A 22,184-nucleotide genomic window follows, 5' to 3' on the forward strand; every position below is an offset into this window, starting at 1 on the left:
GGGGAAAGACCTGGGTCGGCGAGAGTTCGGACCTCCTTGTCCGAGCATAATCCCCTCTAAGATCCCTGCGAGAGCAAACTGCGGGGCTCACACGGGCTGCGCTTCCTTGCCAAAGCCCGACCGCTCCATGGGGCCAAGCCGGTCCGGCGGCGGGCGATATTTCAGCACGCGGATTATATTCGTAGAACGCCGATCCGGGCTATCCCATTTTTTATTACCCAATTTATGAGGTGCTCCCCTTTTCACGTGAGCGCACGATGCGGCCTTCGCCTTGACGGGTCCGCATCCTGGGCGAAAATGAAGCTTTCGCTGAACCAATCGCCAGAATAGAGAGGGGATGTCGTGTCAAAATACGCGGTGATCCTACCGGCGGCGGGGGCCAGTTCCCGCTTTCGGGACAGGAGTTACAAGAAACCCTTCGCCCCGCTTGCCGGCAGGGCGGTTTGGCTCCATTCGGCCCACCGCTTCATTCAACGGCAGGATGTGGTGCAAGTCATCATCGCGGTGTCGCCCGACGACTACGAGTTTTTCCGCGAAAAATTCGCCTCCGAGATTGCCATCCTGGGAATTCACGTGGTCCAAGGCGGCAAGGAGAGAAACGACTCCGTGCGGAATGCGCTGACCGCGGTCAAACCGGAGGCGGATTTCGTGTGCATTCACGACGCCGCCCGTCCGTGCCTGGCCGATCCCTGGATCGACGCCGTCTTCGCCCGAGCGGAAGAGACCGGCGCCGCCATCCTGGCGATACCCGCCGTCGCGACATTGAAGCAGGTGGGAGAAAACCACGTAATCGTCCAGACACTGCCGCGCAAAGGAGTTTGGGAAGCGCAAACCCCCCAGGTCTTTCGCCGCGATTGGCTGATCGAGGCCTGTCAACAAAGCGGTTCGCTCCCCGTCACCGACGACGCCCAATGGCTGGAAAAGGCGGGGCGACAGGTTCACGTGGTGCCCGGTTCGACGTTGAACATCAAAATCACGACCCGGGAGGACCTGCGTTTGGCGGAAAAGATTCTGGAAGTGTTGCCCAAACCCAAACTCGCGGAACCGCGACACCCCTTCGCGGACGACGATCTTTGGCGGTAATCCCCCGGCACAATCGTGCCCGATTTTGATTGCGGCGCGGCAACAAGCGGAGTTTCTTCAAGAGACGTTTTTCAGGGCCGATTCTCGGCGTTTCATATCGAGATGAGTCCAGCAACCATGCCCAACTTCGACGTAGTAGCGGATTTGCGTCTCCGCGGGTTGATCCACCAGACGACGGACGACGACGGTCTGGCGTCTTGGCTTATGCAAAAGTCGCGGACGCTGTACGCGGGTTTCGACCCCACGGCGGACAGCCTCCATGTCGGTCATCTGATGGCCTTGATGATCTTGCGGCGGTTTCAAAAGGCGGGCCACCGGCCGATCGCCCTGATCGGCGGGGCCACCGGCATGATCGGCGATCCGAGCGGGAAGAGCGAAGAACGCAAACTCCTCTCCGAAGAGCAACTGCGCCACAACGTCCGCTGCGTGGAACAACAGCTTCGCCGTTTTCTTGACTTCCAAGTCCCCGCCAACCCCGCCCTCCTTCTGAACAATTACGATTGGATGGGTCGTTTCGGGTACTTGGAGTTCCTGCGCGAGGTGGGCAAGCACTTTCCCGTCAACGTCATGCTCACCAAGGATTCGGTCCGCCAGCGACTGGAGCGGAGCGACGCCGGTCTGAGCTACACCGAGTTCAGCTACATGCTCCTTCAGGCCTACGACTTCGTTCATCTGTTTCGCGAGTACGAGTGTGAGTTGCAGGTGGGAGGAAGCGACCAGTGGGGTAACATTACGGCGGGAATCGACCTCGCCCGACGCCTGCACGGGGTTCAGCTTCACGGCCTGACTTGCCCGCTCTTGACGAAGAGCGACGGCAGCAAGATGGGCAAGACCGAGTCCGGCGCGCTTTGGCTCGACCCCGCCAAGACCAGCCCCTACCGCTTCTATCAATACTGGATCAACGTGGAGGATGATCTGGTCGAACAGTGCCTGAAGTATTTCACGGACCTATCGGTCGAAGCGATATCCGAGGTCGTCGCCCGGCATCGGTCCGCCCCCGAGCAGCGGTTGGGACAACGCACGTTGGCGACGGAGTTGACCCGGTTGGTTCACGGCGAAGAAGGCTTGGGATCCGCCGAAAAGGCGACCGAAGTCCTCTTCGGCGCTCCCATCGAGCAGATCTCCGCCCGAGAGTTGGACGAAATCTTCGCCGACGTTCCCAGCAGTACCGCCGCCCGAGGGGCCTTGGAAGGCGACGGCATGCCCTTGATCGACGCCCTATGCGCGGCGGGCTTGGCCAAGAATAAGAGCGACGCCCGACGCGTCATCCAGCAAGGCGGCGCCTACGTGAACAACGTCCGCGTGGGAGACTTGGACGCGAGACTCACCGCGAATCATCTGGTGGCGGACGCCGCCGTAGTCCTTCGAGCCGGAAAGAAGCGTTACGCCATTTTGCGGTTTGAATCGTGAGAACGCACCGGGACCGGATCGGCGGCCTTCATCAAGAACCGACCGCCGCGATCTGACGCTTACGACGCTGCGCGACGATCTCTTCCTGAACCGAGACCGGCACGCGCTTGTACCGGCAAAACTCCATCGAAAACGTGGCCTGCCCCTGCGTCAAGCTCCGCAGCACGGTGGCGTAGCCGAAGGTTTCGGCCAAAGGCACCTCGCCGGTGATGCGAGCGATCGGTCCCATGACGGTCGAACCGGTGATCAGCCCTCGCCGCCCGATGAGGTCGCCCACCACGTTCCCTTGGCAAGACTCGGGACATTCGACCTCGATCCGCATGATCGGCTCCAAGAGGACCGGTTGCGTTCGCGGGAAGGTCTCCCGCATCACCGTTTGAGCGCAAATCTGGAAGGCCAAATCCGAGCTATCCACCTCGTGGTACGAACCGTCCTCGACCAGGACGTGCAAACCGACGATGGGATAACCCGCCAGCGGTCCCTTCTCCAGCGAAGACCGCAACCCCTTTTCGATCGCCGGAATGTACTGCTTCGGGATGCGTCCGCCGACTATCGACTCCTCGAACACGAAGCTCTCTTCCGCATCCTCGGGAAGCGGTTCCATGCGACCGACGATGTGCGCATACTGCCCGGAACCGCCGGTCTGCTTGCGGTGTCGGACGTTGAATTCGGCGGCCTGCGTGGGGGCCTCGCGGTAGTTGACCTTCGGGGCGCCGACCACTACCTCCACCTTGTATTCGCGGCGGAGACGTTCCACGTAGACATCGAGGTGCAACTCGCCCATTCCGGCGATCAAGGTCTCTCCGCTCTCGTCGTCGGTGAGGATTTGCAGCGTGGGGTCCTCGCGGCGGAATCGCGACAAGGCCTTGGCAAGGCGATCGGCCCCGCCCCGCTCCACCGGCATGATGGCCATTTTGATGACCGGTTCGGGAACGAACATGCTCTCCAAGGTGCCGAAGTTCGCGACCGAGGAATAAGTGTCGCCGCTGGCGGCATCGATGCCCAAGACGGCCACGATGTCGCCCGGCCCCGCCCCCTCGATCTCTTCCCGCTTGTCCGCGTGCAATCGGACGATCCGGCCGAAGCGTTCCCGCTTGCCGGTTCGTTGATTGAAGTACGACTCGCCCTTGACGATGCACCCCTGATAGATGCGAAACAACGTTAAGGCCCCGTAGGGATCTTCCACCAACTTGAAGGCCATCGCCACCAGAGGTTGGTCGGGGTCGGCGGCAAGCGCGAGGGTGGGATCGGTACCGCCCGGCGGAATCGCCTTGACTTCAGTCTCGGCAGGGGAAGGCAGCAAGCGCACAACCGCGTCCAGCAGCGGCTGAACGCCCTTATTCTTGAAAGCCGAACCCAGAAACACGGGCGTCAATTGCAGGCTGCACACGGCCTCCTTGGCCACGCGATAAATCAAATCCAGCGACGGTTCCTCCTCCGCCAACAAGACCTCCAGAAGTTCGTCGCTGTACATGGCCAGCGATTCCAGCATCTGGCGCCTGGCCGAGAGCATTTCGTCGCGCATGGCGTCGGGCACCGGTTCGCGACGAACCTGCTCGCCCTCTTCGCCGTCGAAATAGACCGCCTCTTGAGTCACCAGGTCGATCACGCCCTGGAAATTGGATTCACGACCGATCGGTAACTGCATGAGGACCGCGTCGCAACCCAGTCGATCATGCAACTGTTTGACGACCTTGAAGGGGTCCGCGCCCACGCGGTCCATCTTGTTGATGAAGGCCAAGCGGGGGACGTGGTAGCGACGCATTTGCCGGTCGATGGTCAGCGACTGTGCTTGCACGCCGCCCACCGCGCAGAGAACCAGGATTGCGCCGTCCAAGACGCGCAGGCTCCGCTCCACTTCCACCGTAAAATCGACGTGGCCCGGAGTGTCGATCAAGTTGATCTTCTTCCCCAACCATGAAACCGAGGTGGCGGCACTGGTGATGGTGATCCCCCGTTCCCGCTCCAGGTCCATGTAGTCCATAGTGGCGCCGGGACCTTCGCCGCGGACCTCGCCCATGCGGTGAATCCGTCCGGAGTAATACAAAATCCTCTCGCTCAGGGTGGTTTTCCCCGAGTCGATATGCGCAGAGATCCCGATGTTTCGGGTATTGTCGATGTCGTGCCTATCGAAACCCATAAAGTAACCGTTGCAGCCAAGCCACCTGTAAGTTTAAGTAAAGACCGACGGCGCCCGTTCCGAAGGGCGAGCGCGAAACCATCCATTCTACCCGTCGCCGCGAAAACGGTCCAATCCAAAGACCGTGAAATTACGACGCAACCGGCTGAAAAGGCGCCGGAATCCGCCGCTACGTCCATTGTAACGCGGCAGTCCGAATGACAAGACGGCATCTTTCCGGATCGCTGTTACCCACGAATAGAAATTTCCCCCTTGCAGCCTAAACATAACCACATCCGACCACCCTCTGAAAGGTGGGCCGATGGAGACATGACGCGTGAGTGGGAAGGAGCGGTCAAGGCTGGATGTCTTCAGCCGGGGGAAGGCGAGCGGGATATTGGGGGATGGGCTACCGGCAGACCAAGCTATCGTGGGCGCACCATCAGGCGTTGGGGGCGGCGGGATCATTGGTGCACCCGTTGCCGTGTCGAGCGTCCAATCGCCAAGCGGCCCCGGCGGTGAAGGAGTAGGCGTTGACGCCGTATCGGAAGAAGTACGGACGCTACGGGCCGACGTTGGCGGCGGAATGCTTGGCGGCGGAGAAACCTCGATGCAGTTCGTCCGCTCATTGGGGGTGCGCCTCATCCGCCCCCACAGGCCGCGAGCCAAGGGACCTGCGGAACGGATGAATCGGACGCTGTAGAACCGGTTAGTGAAGGCTTGGCGAGCGGGAATCTCGGATTCGGCGGAGGCGAATCGCTGCCGAAAGAGGAGTATCCGCCGACCTTCGGTCAGCCGTTTGCGGTAACTGACGGTGCGAACTTCCCGCCGGTCACTCGCATCAACCCTGCCAAGATCCGCCCATCCGTCAGAAACCCGAAATGCGATGTGCCGCTGAAATCATCAGAAAAAGGGTCATCTCTTTTTTCGTCGGCAGACTTATGGAAGGAACGATGCCTCGGCAAAGGACGGCAAGACCGACCCGACGAGCATGCCGCGAATGAGCAGACGCCGGCTCATGATTCTGACAACGGCGTTGTCGCCGTCATGGTTGCTCCTTCGCGCCGTCGGCGGCGGTTTTCGCGCGTTGTTCACGCTGTTGTCTACTCAGCCCCTGCGAGAAATAGGCGTCCGGCTTAAGGTACAGGTCCGTCTGCTTCATCGCCGGATCGTTCATGTCACGGCTCAGGTCGCAGTCGAACCGGGCCAGGATGCTGTAGCGTTTATCGCGTTCGCCGACATCCGTGATGTGACACAGCCCCCAGGTGATCCCGCGCCCGTCCTTGGTGTCGGTAAAGGCGTCGGGTACGTACGGTCCGGCGGCAACCGGCATTAGACTGGAGACGGCCGCAATCTTGAAACTCACCCCGTCGGGAGCGTACTGAATCGTGTTGTGTTCCAAGCCATTATGAATGGCGAAGGCCGCGATGCCGCCCATGAACGGAAACAGCGTCGTTTCGTGGCCGGAGTTCATAATCGGGTTCAACGGGTGCTTGGTGAACGGGCCGAAGGGATCGTCCGCCGTAGCCAGTCCGTGGGCGCGCACTCGCGGATCGGCGTCGTTGAAATCGGACTTGTAGTAGAGGTAGATTTTCCCTTTGTAGACGAGCGGATAAGGATCGTGGATCGAATACTGATCCCACTCGCCCGGCGCACCGTTGGGAATGACAACCTTGTTGCACGGCTGCCACGGTCCATCCGGTGAATCGGCTACGGACGCAGTTACCGGACAATCGTCGCCCCGCTTTCCGGAAATTTCCAGAAAGCCCTGGTAATACAGGTAGTACCTTCCCTTCCAGACGAGGATGTCGGGCGTGCTGACCGAACGCCAACCGGGGTGCGGTTTCGCTGGACGCGGGATCGCCACTCCTTGCTCGCGCCAAGTGAAGCCGTCCTCGCTGGTTGCATACCAGATCTCTGCCAGGTCCCAATCGGTCGAAGGGATCGTGTCGGTGGCCAAGGCGGGCCCGCGGGGCGGCGTGGGCGTCCGGCGATGCGTGTACCAGACATAGTACTTGCCGTTGGCCCGGATGATCTTGGAAGGGTCGCGCCGGGTAATCGTACCGTCGCCGCCTTGGTAATCGAAACCGTCCAACGGCGTGAACTTGAAGGTCGAATACAGTTCATTCGCCTCGGGCGTGGGCGCGAGGTAATCGTCGTAGAGTCGCTGCATCGCCACACTCAACGGTCGATCCGGTTTCTTGTCCGGAAGTTTGTACGGAAAACCCGCCGTTTGGGCGAAGGCATTGGAACCGACCCAATACAGGATCATAACACAGAGATACCGGACACTTTTCATGGTTAGCCCTTTCCCGTTAGAGTCTGTCCCGAAATGCCGGCGGCGCGGAATGTGACCCACGCGCAGGCGAAATGGAGAAAGGCGAGGTAGTTTGCGACGTTTTTCTCCTATTATATCTATTCTCGCCGAAAGCGGTTGAGCCGGGAATACATGCGTTCGACAATCCAACGTCTGGCTCGATAGCCCGGAATCGTCTTGCGGGCGGCGCACTCCTCTCTCCGAGACCGGATTTGGGCGGTGTAGCCCCACGCGGCGATCAACTCCCGAATGTCCGGATAGTCGTATCCCTTTTCGGCACAGAGGTATTGCCTCTTGCCTGGCGTGCGTGGCGGTCGTTCCACCGGGATGCTCTTCAGGGTTTCCGCGACCAAGCGTTTGTCATGCGCGCTGTTAGGTAGGAATCCGCCGTGCCACTTCCTCCGAAGCACAGGACGATTCATCCATGTCTTGGGACGAGTCGGATTCTTTTCGCAAGTCAACGACATCTTGCGAAAGACGCATGGAGCAGAATTTCGGCCCGCACATGCTACAGTACTTGCTCGTGGTGCTCGTGCCGGGGCGGGCCGTCTCCTGCCACATCCGCCGCGCCGTCTCGGGGTCGATCGCCAAGCGGAATTGCTCCTCCCAGTCGAAGCGAAATCGAGCACGACTCAAGGCGTCATCCCAATCCCGAGCGCCGGGTCGCCTCCGAGCAACGTCCGCGGCGTGGGCCGCAATCTTGTACGCGACCACGCCTTGCCGAACATCTTCCAAATTCGGCAGTCCAAGGTGCTCCCGCGGCGTGACGTAGCAGAGCATTGCAGCCCCGTACCACGCCGCCATCGCCGCACCGATGGCGCTTGCGATGTGATCGTAACCGGGCGCCACGTCGGTCACCAGCGGGCCCAGCACGTAGAACGGGGCCTCGTCGCACCACTCCTGTTGGATGCGGATGTTCCTTTCGATTTGATCCATGGGCACGTGGCCAGGCCCTTCGATCATCACTTGGCAACCCCGTTCTCGCGCCCTCCGCCCCAACTCGCCCATCACCCGTAATTCGGCGAACTGGGCTTCGTCGCTCGCGTCGGCCAAAGAACCGGGCCGCAATCCATCACCCAGGCTCCACGTGACATCATAGTGACGCATGATGTCGCAAAGGTCGTCAAAATGGGTATATAGAGGGTTTTGTTCGCCGTGAACCGCCATCCATTTGGCGATCAACGAACCGCCCCGACTGACGATGCCCGTCACCCGTCCCTCCACCAACGGCAAATGCTCCCGCAAGAGGGCGCAATGGATGGTCATGTAATCCACCCCTTGCGAGGCCTGAAGCTCGACTACGTCCAGGAATTGCCGGACCGTCATGTCGGCGATGTCGGGGATATCTTCGACAACCTGGTAAATCGGCACGGTTCCTACCGGAACCGGCGAGGCCGCGATGATATGCTCCCGAATGCGGTTGATATCCTTACCGGTCGAAAGATCCATCACGGTATCCGCACCCAGACCGACCGCGCAGAGCACCTTGTCGAGTTCGCAATGCAAATCGCTTTGCAGGGCCGAGTTGCCCAAATTGGCGTTGATCTTGGTGCGGCAGGCAATCCCGATACCGATCGGTTTCAACCCCTTTTCCAAATGCACGCGGTTGGCGGGAATGACCATTCTACCCCGCGCCACCTCTTCGCGAACTTGCTCCGGGGTCAGTCCTTCCGACTTGGCGACGAATTCCATTTCCGGCGTGATATCACCCGATCGGGCAGCTTCGATTTGCGTCCTCATCCTATCTTCCTATGGCATGTATGAACTCGCCGAGCGAGTCGTTTCCGGTCGACTATCGATCACTACTCAAAACCCATCATCTCCAAGGCATCCTTCGCCGAAACCGCCGACTCCGGCAATTTAGCGACATCCTTGCAAGACTTGCATTGGACCATGTTTTGCGGTCGTTTGCGAGGGACCGCCGCACGCGTGTGTCTCATACCGCCCCAATTTATCCATCACAGTACGGGCCGGGCGACGATCCTGGCAAGGCGGCGTCGGCGTCGCCGCCTCCACGGACGCACGCAACATCGACCCCGGAAAGGCCGAGCAACCATAGTGATTTATATCGCCTCCGATTGTAATATTTAATATATCGGTTGCAGGGTCGCCGGGCAGCGGATTCAGGCTCGACGGCCCGGGATTTTTCGACCGCCCGGGGCACAACCGGTCGCCTGATTCGGTCCGGGGTTTCGGCCCCAATGCATCCGTGAAGGCGACCCATTTCGTCGGAGCTTGGCCCGCCATGCCGCGAAGAAAAATCGTTCATATTGACGAAGACAAATGCGACGGTTGCGGTGAATGCATTCCCTCGTGCGCGGAAGGGGCCATTCGGATCGTCAACGGCAAGGCCCGACTAGTAGCCGATGCCCTTTGCGACGGTTTGGGCGCATGTTTAGGGCACTGCCCGCAAGGGGCGATCACCATCACCGAGCGCGAGGCCGACGAATTCGACGAACGGCTGGTGCACGAGCAAAAGCGATCCGCGTGCCCGGGCGGCGAAATGCTGACTTTGGCCGTCCTATCGACCGACTCCGCCCCAACCGATCCAACTGTTTCAGCACCGTCCGCCGTTCCCGTGACGCCCCGCGAACGCACGGATTCATCCTCCCCCGGTCTGAAAAACTGGCCGATTCAACTCCATTTGGTTCCACCCACGGCCCCGTTCTTCCGAAACGCCGACGTTCTGTTGGTCGCCAACTGTGTCCCGTTCGCCGTGATGGATTTCCACGAGCGATTCGTCGGCGACGGTGTCTGCCTGACGGCCTGCCCCAAACTGGACGACACTCGCGGCTACACCGAGAAGTTGGCGGCGATCCTATCACACGGAGGAATTCGTTCGCTGACCATCCTCCGGATGTCGGTACCGTGCTGCGGCGGTCTTCTAAGGATTGCGCAGGCGGCCCGGCAAGCGGCGGGAACCGCCAACCCCTTGCGAGAGATCAGCGTCTCGTCGCGTGGTGATGTGACCGCCGATAAAACCGCCTGAGTCTCGCCGGCGCGGTCCCATCCAAAACCATCAGCCAACTCTAAACTTGCCGTTATTCAGTGAGGCCGCGATGTGCGCATAGCTTCGGAGTTAGTGGTCGCTCCACCATTTGGAGGGATTGCCTGGTAAATATCGACGATTAACAATACCTTGCCAATCAACTTGGAGCAGTTGGTCTGCCCTTCCGGCGTTCCGTCGTCCGACCGGGCAAAATGTTTGCTCGCCCTTCCGGAGTCGCGTCGATCGAACGCTCGATCCTGCGTTAACGCCCTCTAACAGGGCCTCGAAGCATATGGCCGCTTGTTGTCACTTGAGAAGGAGGATCGTGTCATGTCGCGGAAAATCAGTGGAATGTTGTTCGGCGGACTGTTCGCCCTGGGAATTTGCGTCTTGACTTCCTGTGCCGTGGCGGAGGAGATCAAGGTCGGGGCCAAGGCTCCCGATTGGTCGGGAATCATCGGCATCGATGACAAGCAGCACTCCCTGGCCGATTACTCCAAGGCCGAAATCGTGGTGCTGGTCTTTACGTGCAATCACTGCCCGGTGGCTGTGGCCTACGAAGACCGCCTCGTCGCCTTGCAGCGCGATTACAAGGACAAGGGCGTCCAGGTGGTGGCGGTAAACGTCAACAATCTGCCGGCGGATCGCCTCGACCAGATGAAGATTCGCGCCAAGCAGAAGGGTTTCAACTTCCCGTATCTCTACGATTCGTCCCAAAAGATCGGCCGCGATTACGGGGCCGCGGTCACGCCGCACGTGTTCGTGCTCGACAAAGACCGCAAGGTCGCCTACGTGGGCGCGATCGACGACAACATCAAGGAAAAGGAAGTGAAGCAGCACTACCTTCGAAATGCCTTGAACGCCCTGCTGGAAGGCAAGACTCCTGCGGTAACGCACTCCAAGGCATTTGGTTGCTCCATCAAGTACGAATGACAATTCTCCCCTCGGGCGACTCGTCGGTCATTTGCGGGATCCGCATTGATCGGGCCGAATCGAACCGTTGATCGCCGACCCGGTGATTTCTACGGCGTGCCGAGTAATTGTTTCGCTCGGCACGCTTTTTTGTTCTCAGCGGGGCATGCGCCACTCACCGCGAAGGCCACGTCTCGCGGCACGATCAGGCCCCGCAATTACGGCGCGACTTTTCGCCCGTTGAATTCTCGTCGTCTTTTTCCGTGGATTTCGTGGTCATTCCGGTCCGTTGGGCCAGGTCGTGGATGCCGGACTGGAGTCGCTGCCGACAATAGCGGAGCAACCGCCGCGCCCAGCGAAACTCCACGGCCAGGATGGCGAGACCCAGTGGGATCACCACCACCGCCGGTCCCGGACCGATCACCATCACCAACCCCACCAGCAGGACCGAAAACCCCACCACGGCAACGACCACGCGCCGCACCATGCGATAGCCGTACTTGACGACCCAGCGGACCGCCCAAGCCGCACCCAGAATCCGCGGCGTTTCGTCCTCGGCCTTCGCTTCGGTTACCAGGCCGGTATCCGACGGCGAGGAAACCGCGGTCGGCAAAACCGTTTCCGGCTCGCCAACGTGTTCTTCATGCGTCCTTTCGGAGTCGGCCGATTTCATAAGGACTCAATTTCACTCTTTGCCCCACGATTACCTCGGACTAGCGGAAAACCCATCGCCCAAAGCCGCCTACCGGCATTGTAGCGGCACGCGGAATGCCCGCGCCAAGTCGTACCGGCCGGCATTACCGGCGTCCCGTTTATCGCCCCGCACATAGTCGGTCGTGTACGCGGCGTTGCCCGGCATCCGAACTCTCCGGATTCCTGCATCCGAAACAGAAACTTGACACCGCGTCGCAAACCATCCATGATCGGCTGGATCGAGTGAAGGGTCGAGTCGCTTCCCGCCCGAATCCCGACTGCACCACGGCGGTGATTCCGCCGGGCGCCGATGGACGGGAATCACTTTCCGCGGAATTTGCGCGACATCGGCCGGTGAGAATCTTTTGCGATGGGGAGGGCGTCCTTCATGTGCAGAATCCGTCACCGCCGTTTCGTGTGCTCCTATCCTCGGCGCGAATATTGGAAAACCGGTTTCGCCGCTCTGATCATTTGCCTGGTGATTTGGCCGATCCGCGGAATAACGGGCGCGGAGTCCGCTCCGCCGCCGAATATCGTGCTTTGCATGGCGGACGACCAAGGCTGGGGGGACGTGGGTTACAACGGTCATCCCGTGCTCAAAACGCCCAATCTCGATCTCATGGCGAGGGAGGGGCTGAGGCTGGATCGGTTCTACGCCGCCGCGCCGGTCTGCTCGCCCACGCGCGGCAGCGTTCTTACCGGGCGACACCCGAACCGCTTCGGATGCTTCTCCTGGGGACACACCCTGCGTCCCGACGAGGTCACCGTTGCGCAACTACTGAAACAGGCGGGCTATGCCACGGGCCATTTCGGCAAGTGGCACCTGGGGGCCGTGCGGAAAGACAGTCGCCTATCTCCCGGGGCCATGGGTTTCGAGCGGTGGCTTTCCACTCCCAACTTTTACGACCTGAACCCCTTGATGAGCGACCAGGGCACCATCGTCCGCAAGCAGGGCGACGGTTCGATCATTGCGGCCGAAGCGGCCGACGAATTCATTCGCAAAGCAGTGGCGGACGGACGCCCGTTCTTGGCGGTTGTATGGTTCGGTTCCCCGCACGCGCCACACCACGCCCTAGACGAAGACCGCAACCTGTACGCCGATCAACCGGCAGCGGTACGTGATTTTCTGGGAGAAATCACGGCCCTGGATCGGGCGGTAGGACTGCTGCGGCAGACCCTCCGCGACTGCAAAGTTGAGGAAAACACGCTGTTTTGGTACACCAGCGACAATGGCGCCATTCCCCAAGGCTCGACGGGCGGACTCCGCGGTCGCAAGGGCACCCTGTGGGAAGGCGGCCTCCGGGTACCGTGCGTGATCGAATGGCCGCGAGTAATCACCCGTCCCCGCGTCAGCGACTTTCCTTGCGGCACCGTGGACATTCTGCCAACCGTGGCGGACGTGGCCGGCATCGCCCCGCCCCACCGCGTCCTGGACGGAATCAGCCTCCGCCGCTTATTGGAAGATCGCATCACCGATTCTCACCGCGAAAAACCGCTGGGATTCTGGGTCTATCCGGAGAAGGGAATCGCAACCCCCAGCGAGAGCATCTTGGCCGACCTCCTGGCTGAACAGACCGGCGAAAAACCGGCCTCACCGCCGCCGAAGGAAGAGTCGCTTCCCGCAAAGCGATACCCCGATGACGTCTCTCCCGGTCACGCGGCCTGGTTGGACTGGCCCTATAAGCTGCACCGCATTCCCCAAAAAAACGGCGGCGTGACCTGGGAACTATACGACGTGCGGCAGGATCCCGCCGAGACGACGAACCTGGCCGAGCAAGATACTGATCGCGTGCAACGCATGGCCCAAGCCCTGGAGGCGTGGCAGCGTTCGGTGTTGCAGAGTCTGAACGGCGAGGAGACGCAGTGACTCGCATTCTCGCGAATCGTAAGGACGGGATGCCGCGAAACCTTAACGCGCGGGCACTGCCGAGGGTTGGCCGCCTTGTATCGGTCTCCTTTCGGGTCCCGATCGCGATGGTTTTGGTATCGGCGTGTTTCGGCACGGCGGCGCCGGCAACCGAAATTCCCCCGTATCCCCAACCGGGATTCCGCCGCGCGCTGGTCGAAGCGGTCTTGCCGCCCGCCGCACGGTCGGGAGAGCCTGAGGCCGCCACCTCGTACGGTACCCGGGGAGCCGCGTATATCGCCCTGGGGCTGTTGTGGCGCGATGCCCCGGGCGACCGCCTCGTTGCGGAAAAGACGCTCCGCTGGGTCCTGTCCATGCAATACGACGATCCGCCAGGCTCCCCGCGATTCGGGGTCTGGAGGACTCGCCCCAACGAGACCGACCACGACCCGAATTGGCGGGAATTCGTCGGTTGCGGGCTGTGTTTGATCCAAGAGCTTTTTGCGGATCGTCTGACCGAGGACCTGAACTCGGCGATCATTGTCGCCTTGGACCGCGCGGCGGAGGGAGCGGCCGCGCGCCGCGTCGGTCCCGGCTACACGAACATCGCCTTGATGAACGCCTTCCTGCTGGATTGGGTGGCTCGGCATCACGGTCGCCAAGACCTCTCCCATACCGCAGGGGAACGGGCGACCGCCGTCTATCGCCTCTTCCGGCAACATGGATCGTTCGACGAGTACAACTCCCCGACCTATTACGGCCCCGACCTGATGGCCCTCAGCCTCTGGCGACAATATGCCTCTACAGCCGAGATGCGGGAGATGGGAGCGGAAATGGAGGCCGCGCTTTGGCGCGACATCGCCGCGTTTTACCACGCGGGCATGAAAAACTTGTGCGGCCCCTACGTTCGGGCCTACGGCGTCGACATGAACCGTTATTGCGCTCTGCTGGGCCTTTGGATCGCCCTGACGGTGGATGACCCGCGACTCGCTCCCTGGCCCTCGCCCCCCTCCGCATCGCATCGTGGGGAGCGGATTTACGGACCGATCTTCGCCTTGTTGGGTTCGTGCGTACCGGACGACGCGCTGCCGCATTTAAGGTCCTTCCAGGGACCTCGGAACCTCGAACGACGCTTCGACAATACGGAGGTCCGGGCCGTCCTCGCAGAAGATTGGATGATGGGTGCGGGCGCCCTGCGTCGCAGTTGGGACCAACACCACCCGGCAGTCATCCACTGGATCCAAACGGAGACGGGCTGGGTTCGCTGGCTCTCTTTGAGCGGATTGAGTATCGGCGTCACTCCCGAGATCGTCGGGGACTCGCTCATCCTGAAACGGGCGGAGGGAAGCGATACGATGGAATTCTACATCAACAACTTCGGCCTGCACGACGACGCCATCACAGCCGATAGGTGGACGCTGCCGGGAAGAACCTTCGCGGTGGAGACCGCGCCGGGCGTTGAGCTGAAGACCCGGCAGGCGATGGTCCACCCTCGGTATGGGCAGTGTACCCGGATCGAGTTTTCTCTGCCGGAGACCTCCCAAGTCGGTGATGTCATGCTCCGCCTACGCCCGACCGCCAAGCCTTGATCTCCGAGTTCCGCGTCGCTCCTTTCGTGAAGCCTTCGCGCGAACCGTGCCCGTGAGGCGTTCCCGCCTACTCTCAACGTCAATACACTGGGCATTAGGCGGCAGTCGGTCCGATTGAATACCGGAACCCACAAGAGACCTTGGATGGAATCGCCGCGCGAATTCCGGATATCGCTGGAGAACTGTTGGTTCTTGACCGGACCGACCGCGTCGGGGAAGACCGAGGTCGGCGTCTTGCTGGCCGAGCGTCTTGGGGCCGAAATCTTGTCCATGGACTCCATGGCGGTCTATCGGGAAATGGACATCGGCACGGCCAAGCCGGACGAAGGAATGCGCCGCCGCGTCCCCCATCACTTGCTCGACATGGTCGATCCCTGGGAGGAATACAGCCTTGCGCGATACCTGGAAGACGCCGCCGCGACCGTGGAACGGGTCCGCGGGAAAGGTAAGCCGATCTTATTCGTGGGAGGCACGCCGCTTTATTTGAAGGCGATTCTCCGCGGCGTTTTTCAGGGGCCGCCTGCGAATCCCTCGCTGCGTCAGCGTTTTCAGGCCCAGGCCGCCCATGAACAGCCCGGCTTTTTGCACCGTCGGTTGGCCGAAGTCGATCCTCGAGCCGCGGCAAAGTTGCATCCAAACGATCAGCGGCGGATCATTCGCGCCCTTGAGGTTTACGAGACCACGGGGCAGCCCATCAGCCGACTGCAATCGCAATTCGACATCCCCCGTCCCGAGGCGGTTGGCCGCGTTTTTCAACTCGATCCACCCCGCGACCTGTTGTACTCCAGGATCGAGCGGCGCACCAACGCCATGTTCGCGCAAGGTTTGGTGGAAGAGGTCCGCCGACTCATCAGCCACCCCAACGGACTGGGACCGACGGCATCCCGGGCATTGGGCTACCAAGAGGTCATCCGGTTTCTTCACGGGCGGCGATCGCTCGAGGAAACCGTCGCCGAGGTCCAACTGCGGACACGGCAATTTACTAAACGTCAGTTGACGTGGTTCCGGCACTTGGAAGAACTGGAAAGGATTTCCGTCGATCCGGGACAGACCCCCGAAGAAATAGCAGAATATACCCTTCTTCGGATGGGGTTTTAGTTGAGGTCACTTCTTCAGGCACGGATATTGAGACCGGTTCGCGAAAGCCGATCGGAATTGCGCCACCTTTGGTTGCCCGTTCCCATGCCAGCTCATCGTGCGCCGGCCGGATAACCGGCTATTTGATCATAGAGAACGAACGCTAATCGGGCTGGAAGCCAGGGGATACCAAGCTGAACGATAATTCATTCTTTGGGAACCGGAGGCGCAGGTCGGCGCACGGCGGTGGCTGATGAACGACGGGCAGCCCCCCCTCACGGGAGGGATAAATATTGAATCGGCGGTGCCGCTTCAGTGGGGGATGATCGCCGCAACTCATTCCCCGGATCGGCAAGGCTTGTCGCGTCGCGGATACCCCGGGCTGCCGACTCGCGAGTCCTCGGGACGTCCCGAACAACGTTGAAGCTTGTCGACGAAATCCCGGCGGCATACCCGACGTGGCTCACTCGATGGAGATCAAAACAGGAACCCAAACGCTCCGGCGTAAACCTCCATCGTCCGCGCTCGGTTGGCATCCGACGCTTGCTCGGACCGACCGCAGGGCGACGCAAAGGATGAATTGCATGAGTCGAATTCTTTTCTGCGTGCTTTTGCCGGCGTGCGCCGTTGGCTGGAACTCCGCAGGGCTGGGCGAGCCTCGTCCCGACGAGATCATCGCGCCCTTCGAATCAGCGGGCCAATTCGTCCCGGTGAATCGCATCGACGAACTGACGGCGGCGAAATGGAAAGCGCTGGGCATTACGCCTTCGCCGCTCTGCTCCGATGCCGTCTTCATTCGCCGGGTCTATCTGGATTTGACGGGAACACTTCCCTCGGCGGAGGCTGTGGGGGAATTCCTCGCCGATAATAGCCCCACCAAACGGGAAAGGCTGATCGAATCGCTCTTTGGCACCGATGCCTACGCCGATTATTGGGCCATGCGCTGGGGCGATCTCCTCCGCATCAAATCCGAGTTTCCCATTAATCTTTGGCCCAACGCGGTTCAGTCCTACGGCAAGTGGGTGCGAACCGCCGTTTTGCAGAACATGCCCTACGACCAATTCGCGCGGGAATTATTGACGGCGTCGGGGAGCAACTTCCGCGTACCGCCGGTCAATTTCTACCGTGCCATGCAAGACCGCAGTCCGGAGGGAATCGCCCAAACCGTGGCCCTGACGTTTCTCGGCGCTCGAGCCGAAAAATGGCCGAAAGACCGCGTGGCCGGGTTGGCGGCCTTCTTCGCTCAAATCGGTTACAAGCCTACGGGAGAATGGAAAGAAGAGATTGTGTGCTGGGATCCGGCACAGGCCCTCGCCAAAACGGACGGCACGCCGAACCGGTCTTTGGTCGGGATCACGCCCGACGGACGGCGCATGCCCTTGCCGGATGGACGGGATCCCCGGGAAGTCTTCGCGGAATGGCTGATTTCACCCGACAACCCCTACTTCGCCAAGGTCGCGGTGAACCGCATTTGGGCCTGGCTTTTGGGACGGGGCATCGTCCACGAACCGGACGACTTCCGGGAGGACAATCCGCCCGCCAATCCCGAGTTGCTTCAATACCTGGCCGACGAATTGGTCCGTTCCAAGTACGATCTGCGGCACATCTACCGTTTGATCCTCAATTCGCGAACTTACCAGCTTTCTTCGATTCCCCGGAGTTCCCATCCGCAAGCTCAAGCCCAATTCGCCTACTATCCGGTGCGTCGCCTGGAGGCCGAGGTCCTAATCGACGCCATCTGCGCCATCACGGGCACGAGTGAAGAGTACTGGAGCATGATCCCCGAACCGTACTCGATCATTCCGCCGGGACAGCGGGCGGTCTCGCTGACCGACGGCAGCATCACCAGTTCGTTCCTGGAGCTATTCGGGCGACCGCCGCGAGACAGCGGTTTGAGCGACGAACGCAGTCCGCGATTCACGGCGGGCCAGCGTCTGCACTTGCTCAATTCGAGCCATATTTATCGCAAATTGGAGAACGGGCCCGGCTTGGCGTGGCTTCGCGACGGTTCATGGAACGAGACGGCCGTCCGTCGTTTGTACATGACTATCCTTTCGCGACCGCCTACCGCGGAAGAGCAGAGCGCCTTGCTAACCCTTGGACGATCCCGCTTCCGCGCGCGAGATGTCGCCATTGACGCCGCGTGGAGCCTCATCAATAGCACGGAGTTCTTATATCGACACTGAGCACGACCCGAGACACGGTGGGAATCCGTGCTGACGTCAAAACCGACGGCGGCAAACGAGCCAACGGACCGAGAAAGCCGTTACCGCCGCGTTTGCCTATACGGAAGAAACCAACCTGTTTCCCGAAGGAGGAGGATGTGCGATGACGCGAGATGATCCGGCACACGTCATGTTGACCGTGGAAGGCTCCGGAAACTGCGAAGCCGCCGAAGGTCGGACGATCGCTCGGCGCACCGTGTTGCAGCGTGGGATTTTCGGAGCGGCGGGCCTTTTGTGGGGCAGTCGCATGGCCTGGGGCTTCGCCCCGCACCTAGAGGCCGCGGCGGACGGTCCGCGGGGAAAGGCCAAGGCCGTCATTCAGATTTGGCTCTGGGGCGGACCTGCCCATTTGGACACCTTCGATCCCAAACCCGATGCCGGATACGATTACTGCGGACCGCTCGACAAGCCGATCGCGACCAACGTGGACGACCTGCGCATCGGTCAACTGCTCACGGAATTGGCTAAGATCGCGGACAAGTACTCCGTGATTCGGAGCATGGCTCACGGGGTCAATGCCCACGAAACGGCCTCCTACCTCGTCCAGACCGGTCGAATGCCCGGCGATCGTTACGTATATCCTTGCGTGGGCGCGGTGGTTTCGTACTTCCAAGGACAACAAGCCCAGGCCCAATCGCAATCCTCCCAGGGGTTGATTCCGCCGTACATCGTCCTGACGGAACCGCAAGGCCGGTTTTCCGAGGCCGGCTTTCTAGGGCCGCGATACAAACCGTTCGCCACGGGAGGCGATCCCGCTCGCACGCCTTCCGCCGTGGAGGGGATCGTCTCCACCGCAGTCACGACGGAACGGCAGAATAGTCGCCGGGAATTGCTGCAAAAGTTGGACACCTTCCGCAAGGCCATGCAGGACGAACCGAACATCGCGGAGTTCGTCAAGGCCGAGGAGACGGCCTATGACCTGATCCTGGGCGACAGCGGCAAGGCCTTCGAACCCTCCGAGGAACCCGACGACGTCCGCGAACGTTACGGCCGAAACACGTTCGGACAATCCTGTCTCGTGGCGCGCCGGTTGGTGGAACGCGGCGTCCGCTACATCACGATCAACTACAAGGGTTGGGATACCCACAAGCAGCACTTCCAAATCATGCAGCGGAAACTGCCCGAGTTCGACCGCGGAATATCGGCCCTAATCTCCGATCTGTCGGACCGCGGCCTGCTGGATTCGACCATCGTTTGGTGCTGCGGGGAGTTCGGACGAACGCCCAAGATCTTGTGGGAACCGCCTTGGAGCGGCGGTCGCAACCACTGGGGTCGGGCGTTTTCCGTGCTGGTGGCGGGCGGAGGTTTTCGGCCCGGGCACGTCGTCGGTTCCACCGACGCCAAAGGCGATGAACCCAAGGATAACCCCGTGCACCCCACCGATCTCATCGCCGCCATGTATCAGCTTCTCGGCATCGACCCCACCGCCTCGCTGCGGCATCCCTCGGGCGACATGGTCCGACTGACTCCCGAACCGGAAAACGGTAAACCGCTCTGCGGATACTTGCGCGAAATCTTGTGACAGACCATCGGAGAGGACCACGATGAAGGCTTCTCGATCCCGGACGGCGGTCCTGGCCGCGTTGTGTGTCGCGACCTGGCTTCCAGCGGTCGCACCCGCTCAGCAACGCACGCCCGCCATCGGCTACGTCTACCCCGCGGGAGGACAGTCCGGAACGACGTTCCAAGTGACGGTCGGCGGCCAATTCTTGGACGGCGTGCGGCAAATCGTTTTCTCCGGCGAGGGACTGCCGAATGACGGCATCCAGGCCAAGGTCGTGCGATTCATCAAGCCGCTGACGCAGAAACAGGTCAACGACTTGCAAGAGAAGCTCATGCAGTTGCGGGAACGCGTCCGCGAGGAGACCTCGCGTCGGCGACGCATGGGCCTGCCCGCCGATTACATGTCGATCTTGATCGACGTGGCCAAGGACGCGGGCATTTCCGCCGAGGATATCAAGGCCTTGGAAGAGTACCGTCGCATCCGCAACGATCCCAAGCGGCAACCCAACCCGCAAATCGCCGATCGGTTGATCGTGGAAATCACGGTTTCGCCCGAGGTTCCTCAAGGTACCTACCTGCTCCGCGTCGCGGGTGCGGCCGCCATATCCAACCCGCTGCGTTTTCAGGTGGGACCTTGGCGGGAGGTTTCGGAGCAGGAGCCTAACGAAGGCGACCAACCGTGCAATATCACGGGAGCACTCCCCTTCGTTGTCAACGGGCAGATACTCCCTGGGGACGTCGATCGATTCCGCTTCTCGGCCAAGAAAGGACAGCGTCTGACGGCGGTCGTCTTCGCCCGGGAGTTGATCCCCTACTTAGCCGACGCCGTGCCGGGTTGGTTCCAAGCCACGCTCAGCCTGCAAACCGCGGACGGCAAGGAATTGGTCTATGTGGACGACTATCGTTTCCACCCCGACCCCGTTCTCAGCGCCGAGATACCGGCCGACGGCGACTACGTCTTGGAAATCAAGGATTCCGTATTCCGCGGTCGCGAGGATTTCGTGTATCGCATGGTGGTCGGCGATATTCCCTTCGTCACGGCCATCGAACCGGCAGGCTTGCGGCAGGGAGAGACGCGGGCGTTTCGCCTGGATGGTTGGAATCTCTCTCGGCGGACCCTAACCATTTCCGCGGCGGAGTTGACGCCGGGGATTCACAGCCTCTCACCGGCCCAAATGAACGGCGCGCTCGGCCGAGTCCTCTTCGCCGTGGATAGCCTTCCCGACATTGCCGAGAAAGAACCGAACGATGGGCCCGGCCAAGCCCAAACCGTGCCGCTCGGAACGGTGGTCAACGGCGCCATCGATCGTGCGGGAGACCACGACTTCTACGCCTTCACGGGCAAAAAGGGCGAAGAAGTCGTTCTGGAGATCACGGCCCGGCGTCTGGGATCGCCCGTCGACTCGTTCCTGCGTCTCATCGCGCCGGACGGTCGGCAGGTCGCCATGGGCGATGACTGGGAAGACAAGGGCGTCGGCTGGTTGACCCACCACGCGGATTCCTACGTCCGCGCGGGCCTGCCCCAGGACGGTCAATACCGCGTCGAAGTTCGCGACATGCAGCAAGGCGGCGGAGAAGATTACCTCTACCGCCTGCGCATCAGCCGACCGCTGCCCGACTTCCAATTGCGCGTCGTCCCTTCGTGTCTCAACGTGCAACCGGGAACCACCGTGCCGGTGGACGTGTACGCGCTCCGCAAGGACGGCTTCGACGGCGAAATCAAGCTAAGCATGACGGGGGCGGGCGAGGAGTTGCGACTCTCGGGCAATCGCATTCCCGCGGGCCAAGAGCGCGTGCGGATGACCGTGACGGTTCCTCCCTCCTTTTCGCCCGATCCGCTTCAACCGCGTCTGCTGGGAGAAGCCGTGATCGCCGGAAACACCGTGACGCGGCAGGCCGTCGCGGCGGACGACTTGATGCAGGCGTTCTTCTACCGCCACTTGGTCGCGGCGGACCCGTGGACAATCTACGTCGGCGGTCGCTCGCGCTTCACCCCGGCCTTGACGCCCGCAGGCACGTTGCCCGTCAAACTGCCGGTCGGCGGCACCGCAACCGTTCGTTATTGGCTCCCGCGCTTCGCCCGCGGCGCCAACATCGCCGCCCTTCAGTGGGAATTATTGGAGCCGAACGAAGGCATCTCGCTCGGGAAGGTATCCGTTTCGCAGGACCGGATTTCGGTTCCGATTCAAGCCGCCGCTGAGTTGACTCCCGGGTTGCAGGGGAACCTGATCTTGCAACTCTTCTCGGAGCAGAAGCGCCCTAACTCGAATCAAAGCATCAAGATTTTCGTGGGCGTCCTGCCCGCGATTCCCTTCGAGGTGGTACCCGCCGGGGAGACCGCCGAAAACGCCGACGCCGCCAACGGTAGCCGATCGTAGCGACGCTCGGGTGCCACAGGGGTACCGCAGTTTCCGTACCGCA

At 61.2% G+C, this 22,184-nt stretch carries 14 protein-coding genes and 1 pseudogene; 10 read left to right on the forward strand and 5 right to left on the reverse strand.

Annotation, left to right across the window (positions count from 1 at the left end; all coding sequences use genetic code 11):
* Positions 1 to 342 precede the first annotated feature (342 nt).
* Entirely contained in the window at positions 343 to 1,083 is a 741-nt protein-coding gene (gene ispD, locus ACYQ6J_RS04550; protein ID WP_460183009.1) for a 2-C-methyl-D-erythritol 4-phosphate cytidylyltransferase, read from the forward strand.
* Positions 1,084 to 1,200: 117 nt separating this feature from the next.
* Entirely contained in the window at positions 1,201 to 2,493 is a 1,293-nt protein-coding gene (gene tyrS / locus ACYQ6J_RS04555) for a tyrosine--tRNA ligase (protein WP_460183010.1), read from the forward strand.
* Positions 2,494 to 2,524: 31 nt separating this feature from the next.
* Here the strand turns inward: tyrS and fusA are convergent, their stop codons facing one another.
* The 4 genes and pseudogenes from fusA to thiC form a co-directional block, all read right to left on the reverse strand.
* Positions 2,525 to 4,633 (reverse strand): elongation factor G, encoded by a 2,109-nt coding sequence (gene fusA, locus ACYQ6J_RS04560; protein ID WP_460183011.1) that lies wholly within the window; start codon positions 4,631 to 4,633, stop codon positions 2,525 to 2,527.
* 1,024 nt (positions 4,634 to 5,657) lie between these two features.
* Entirely contained in the window at positions 5,658 to 6,911 is a 1,254-nt protein-coding gene (locus tag ACYQ6J_RS04565) for a glycoside hydrolase family 117 protein (RefSeq protein ID WP_460183012.1), read from the reverse strand.
* A gap of 2 nt (positions 6,912 to 6,913) precedes the next feature.
* Positions 6,914 to 7,294, reverse strand: a pseudogene (locus tag ACYQ6J_RS04570) (transposase); the annotation flags it as partial.
* Positions 7,295 to 7,301: 7 nt separating this feature from the next.
* On the reverse strand, positions 7,302 to 8,669 hold the full coding sequence (gene thiC, locus ACYQ6J_RS04575) for a phosphomethylpyrimidine synthase ThiC (protein WP_460183013.1): 1,368 nt from the start codon (positions 8,667 to 8,669) through the stop codon (positions 7,302 to 7,304).
* A gap of 505 nt (positions 8,670 to 9,174) precedes the next feature.
* Here thiC and ACYQ6J_RS04580 point away from each other — a divergent pair.
* Together ACYQ6J_RS04580 and ACYQ6J_RS04585 are read left to right on the forward strand one after the other, a co-directional pair.
* Entirely contained in the window at positions 9,175 to 9,918 is a 744-nt protein-coding gene (locus tag ACYQ6J_RS04580) for an ATP-binding protein (protein WP_460183014.1), read from the forward strand.
* 330 nt (positions 9,919 to 10,248) lie between these two features.
* The gene (locus ACYQ6J_RS04585) at positions 10,249 to 10,851 is read left to right on the forward strand and encodes a thioredoxin family protein (RefSeq protein WP_460183015.1); all 603 of its coding nucleotides are present in this window, start codon (positions 10,249 to 10,251) and stop codon (positions 10,849 to 10,851) included.
* 184 nt (positions 10,852 to 11,035) lie between these two features.
* On the opposite strand, the gene ACYQ6J_RS04590 is transcribed toward ACYQ6J_RS04585, so the two are convergent.
* On the reverse strand, positions 11,036 to 11,503 hold the full coding sequence (locus tag ACYQ6J_RS04590) for a PGPGW domain-containing protein (protein ID WP_460183016.1): 468 nt from the start codon (positions 11,501 to 11,503) through the stop codon (positions 11,036 to 11,038).
* A 408-nt stretch (positions 11,504 to 11,911) separates the two neighbouring features.
* Between ACYQ6J_RS04590 and ACYQ6J_RS04595 the strand changes: the two genes are divergently transcribed.
* The 6 genes from ACYQ6J_RS04595 (at position 11,912) to ACYQ6J_RS04620 (ending at position 22,141) form a co-directional block, all read left to right on the forward strand.
* Complete coding sequence (locus ACYQ6J_RS04595; RefSeq protein ID WP_460183017.1) at positions 11,912 to 13,390, forward strand: sulfatase family protein; 1,479 nt, start codon at positions 11,912 to 11,914, stop codon at positions 13,388 to 13,390.
* A 107-nt stretch (positions 13,391 to 13,497) separates the two neighbouring features.
* Positions 13,498 to 14,958, forward strand: coding sequence for a hypothetical protein (locus tag ACYQ6J_RS04600; protein WP_460183018.1), 1,461 nt, complete (start codon positions 13,498 to 13,500; stop codon positions 14,956 to 14,958).
* A 144-nt stretch (positions 14,959 to 15,102) separates the two neighbouring features.
* A complete protein-coding gene (gene miaA / locus ACYQ6J_RS04605; RefSeq protein WP_460183019.1) occupies positions 15,103 to 16,056 on the forward strand; it encodes a tRNA (adenosine(37)-N6)-dimethylallyltransferase MiaA in 954 nt (317 codons plus the stop codon).
* 563 nt (positions 16,057 to 16,619) lie between these two features.
* Positions 16,620 to 18,221 carry a DUF1553 domain-containing protein gene (locus ACYQ6J_RS04610; RefSeq protein WP_460183020.1) on the forward strand — a complete coding sequence of 534 codons (1,602 nt, stop codon included), beginning with the start codon at positions 16,620 to 16,622 and terminating at the stop codon, positions 18,219 to 18,221.
* Positions 18,222 to 18,363: 142 nt separating this feature from the next.
* Positions 18,364 to 19,782, forward strand: a complete 1,419-nt coding sequence (locus tag ACYQ6J_RS04615) for a DUF1501 domain-containing protein (protein ID WP_460183021.1) — start codon at positions 18,364 to 18,366, stop codon at positions 19,780 to 19,782.
* Between the two features lie 22 nt (positions 19,783 to 19,804).
* Positions 19,805 to 22,141, forward strand: a complete 2,337-nt coding sequence (locus ACYQ6J_RS04620) for a PPC domain-containing protein (protein WP_460183022.1) — start codon at positions 19,805 to 19,807, stop codon at positions 22,139 to 22,141.
* Positions 22,142 to 22,184: the final 43 nt, after the last annotated feature.

The organism is Thermopirellula anaerolimosa, from assembly GCF_054657335.1.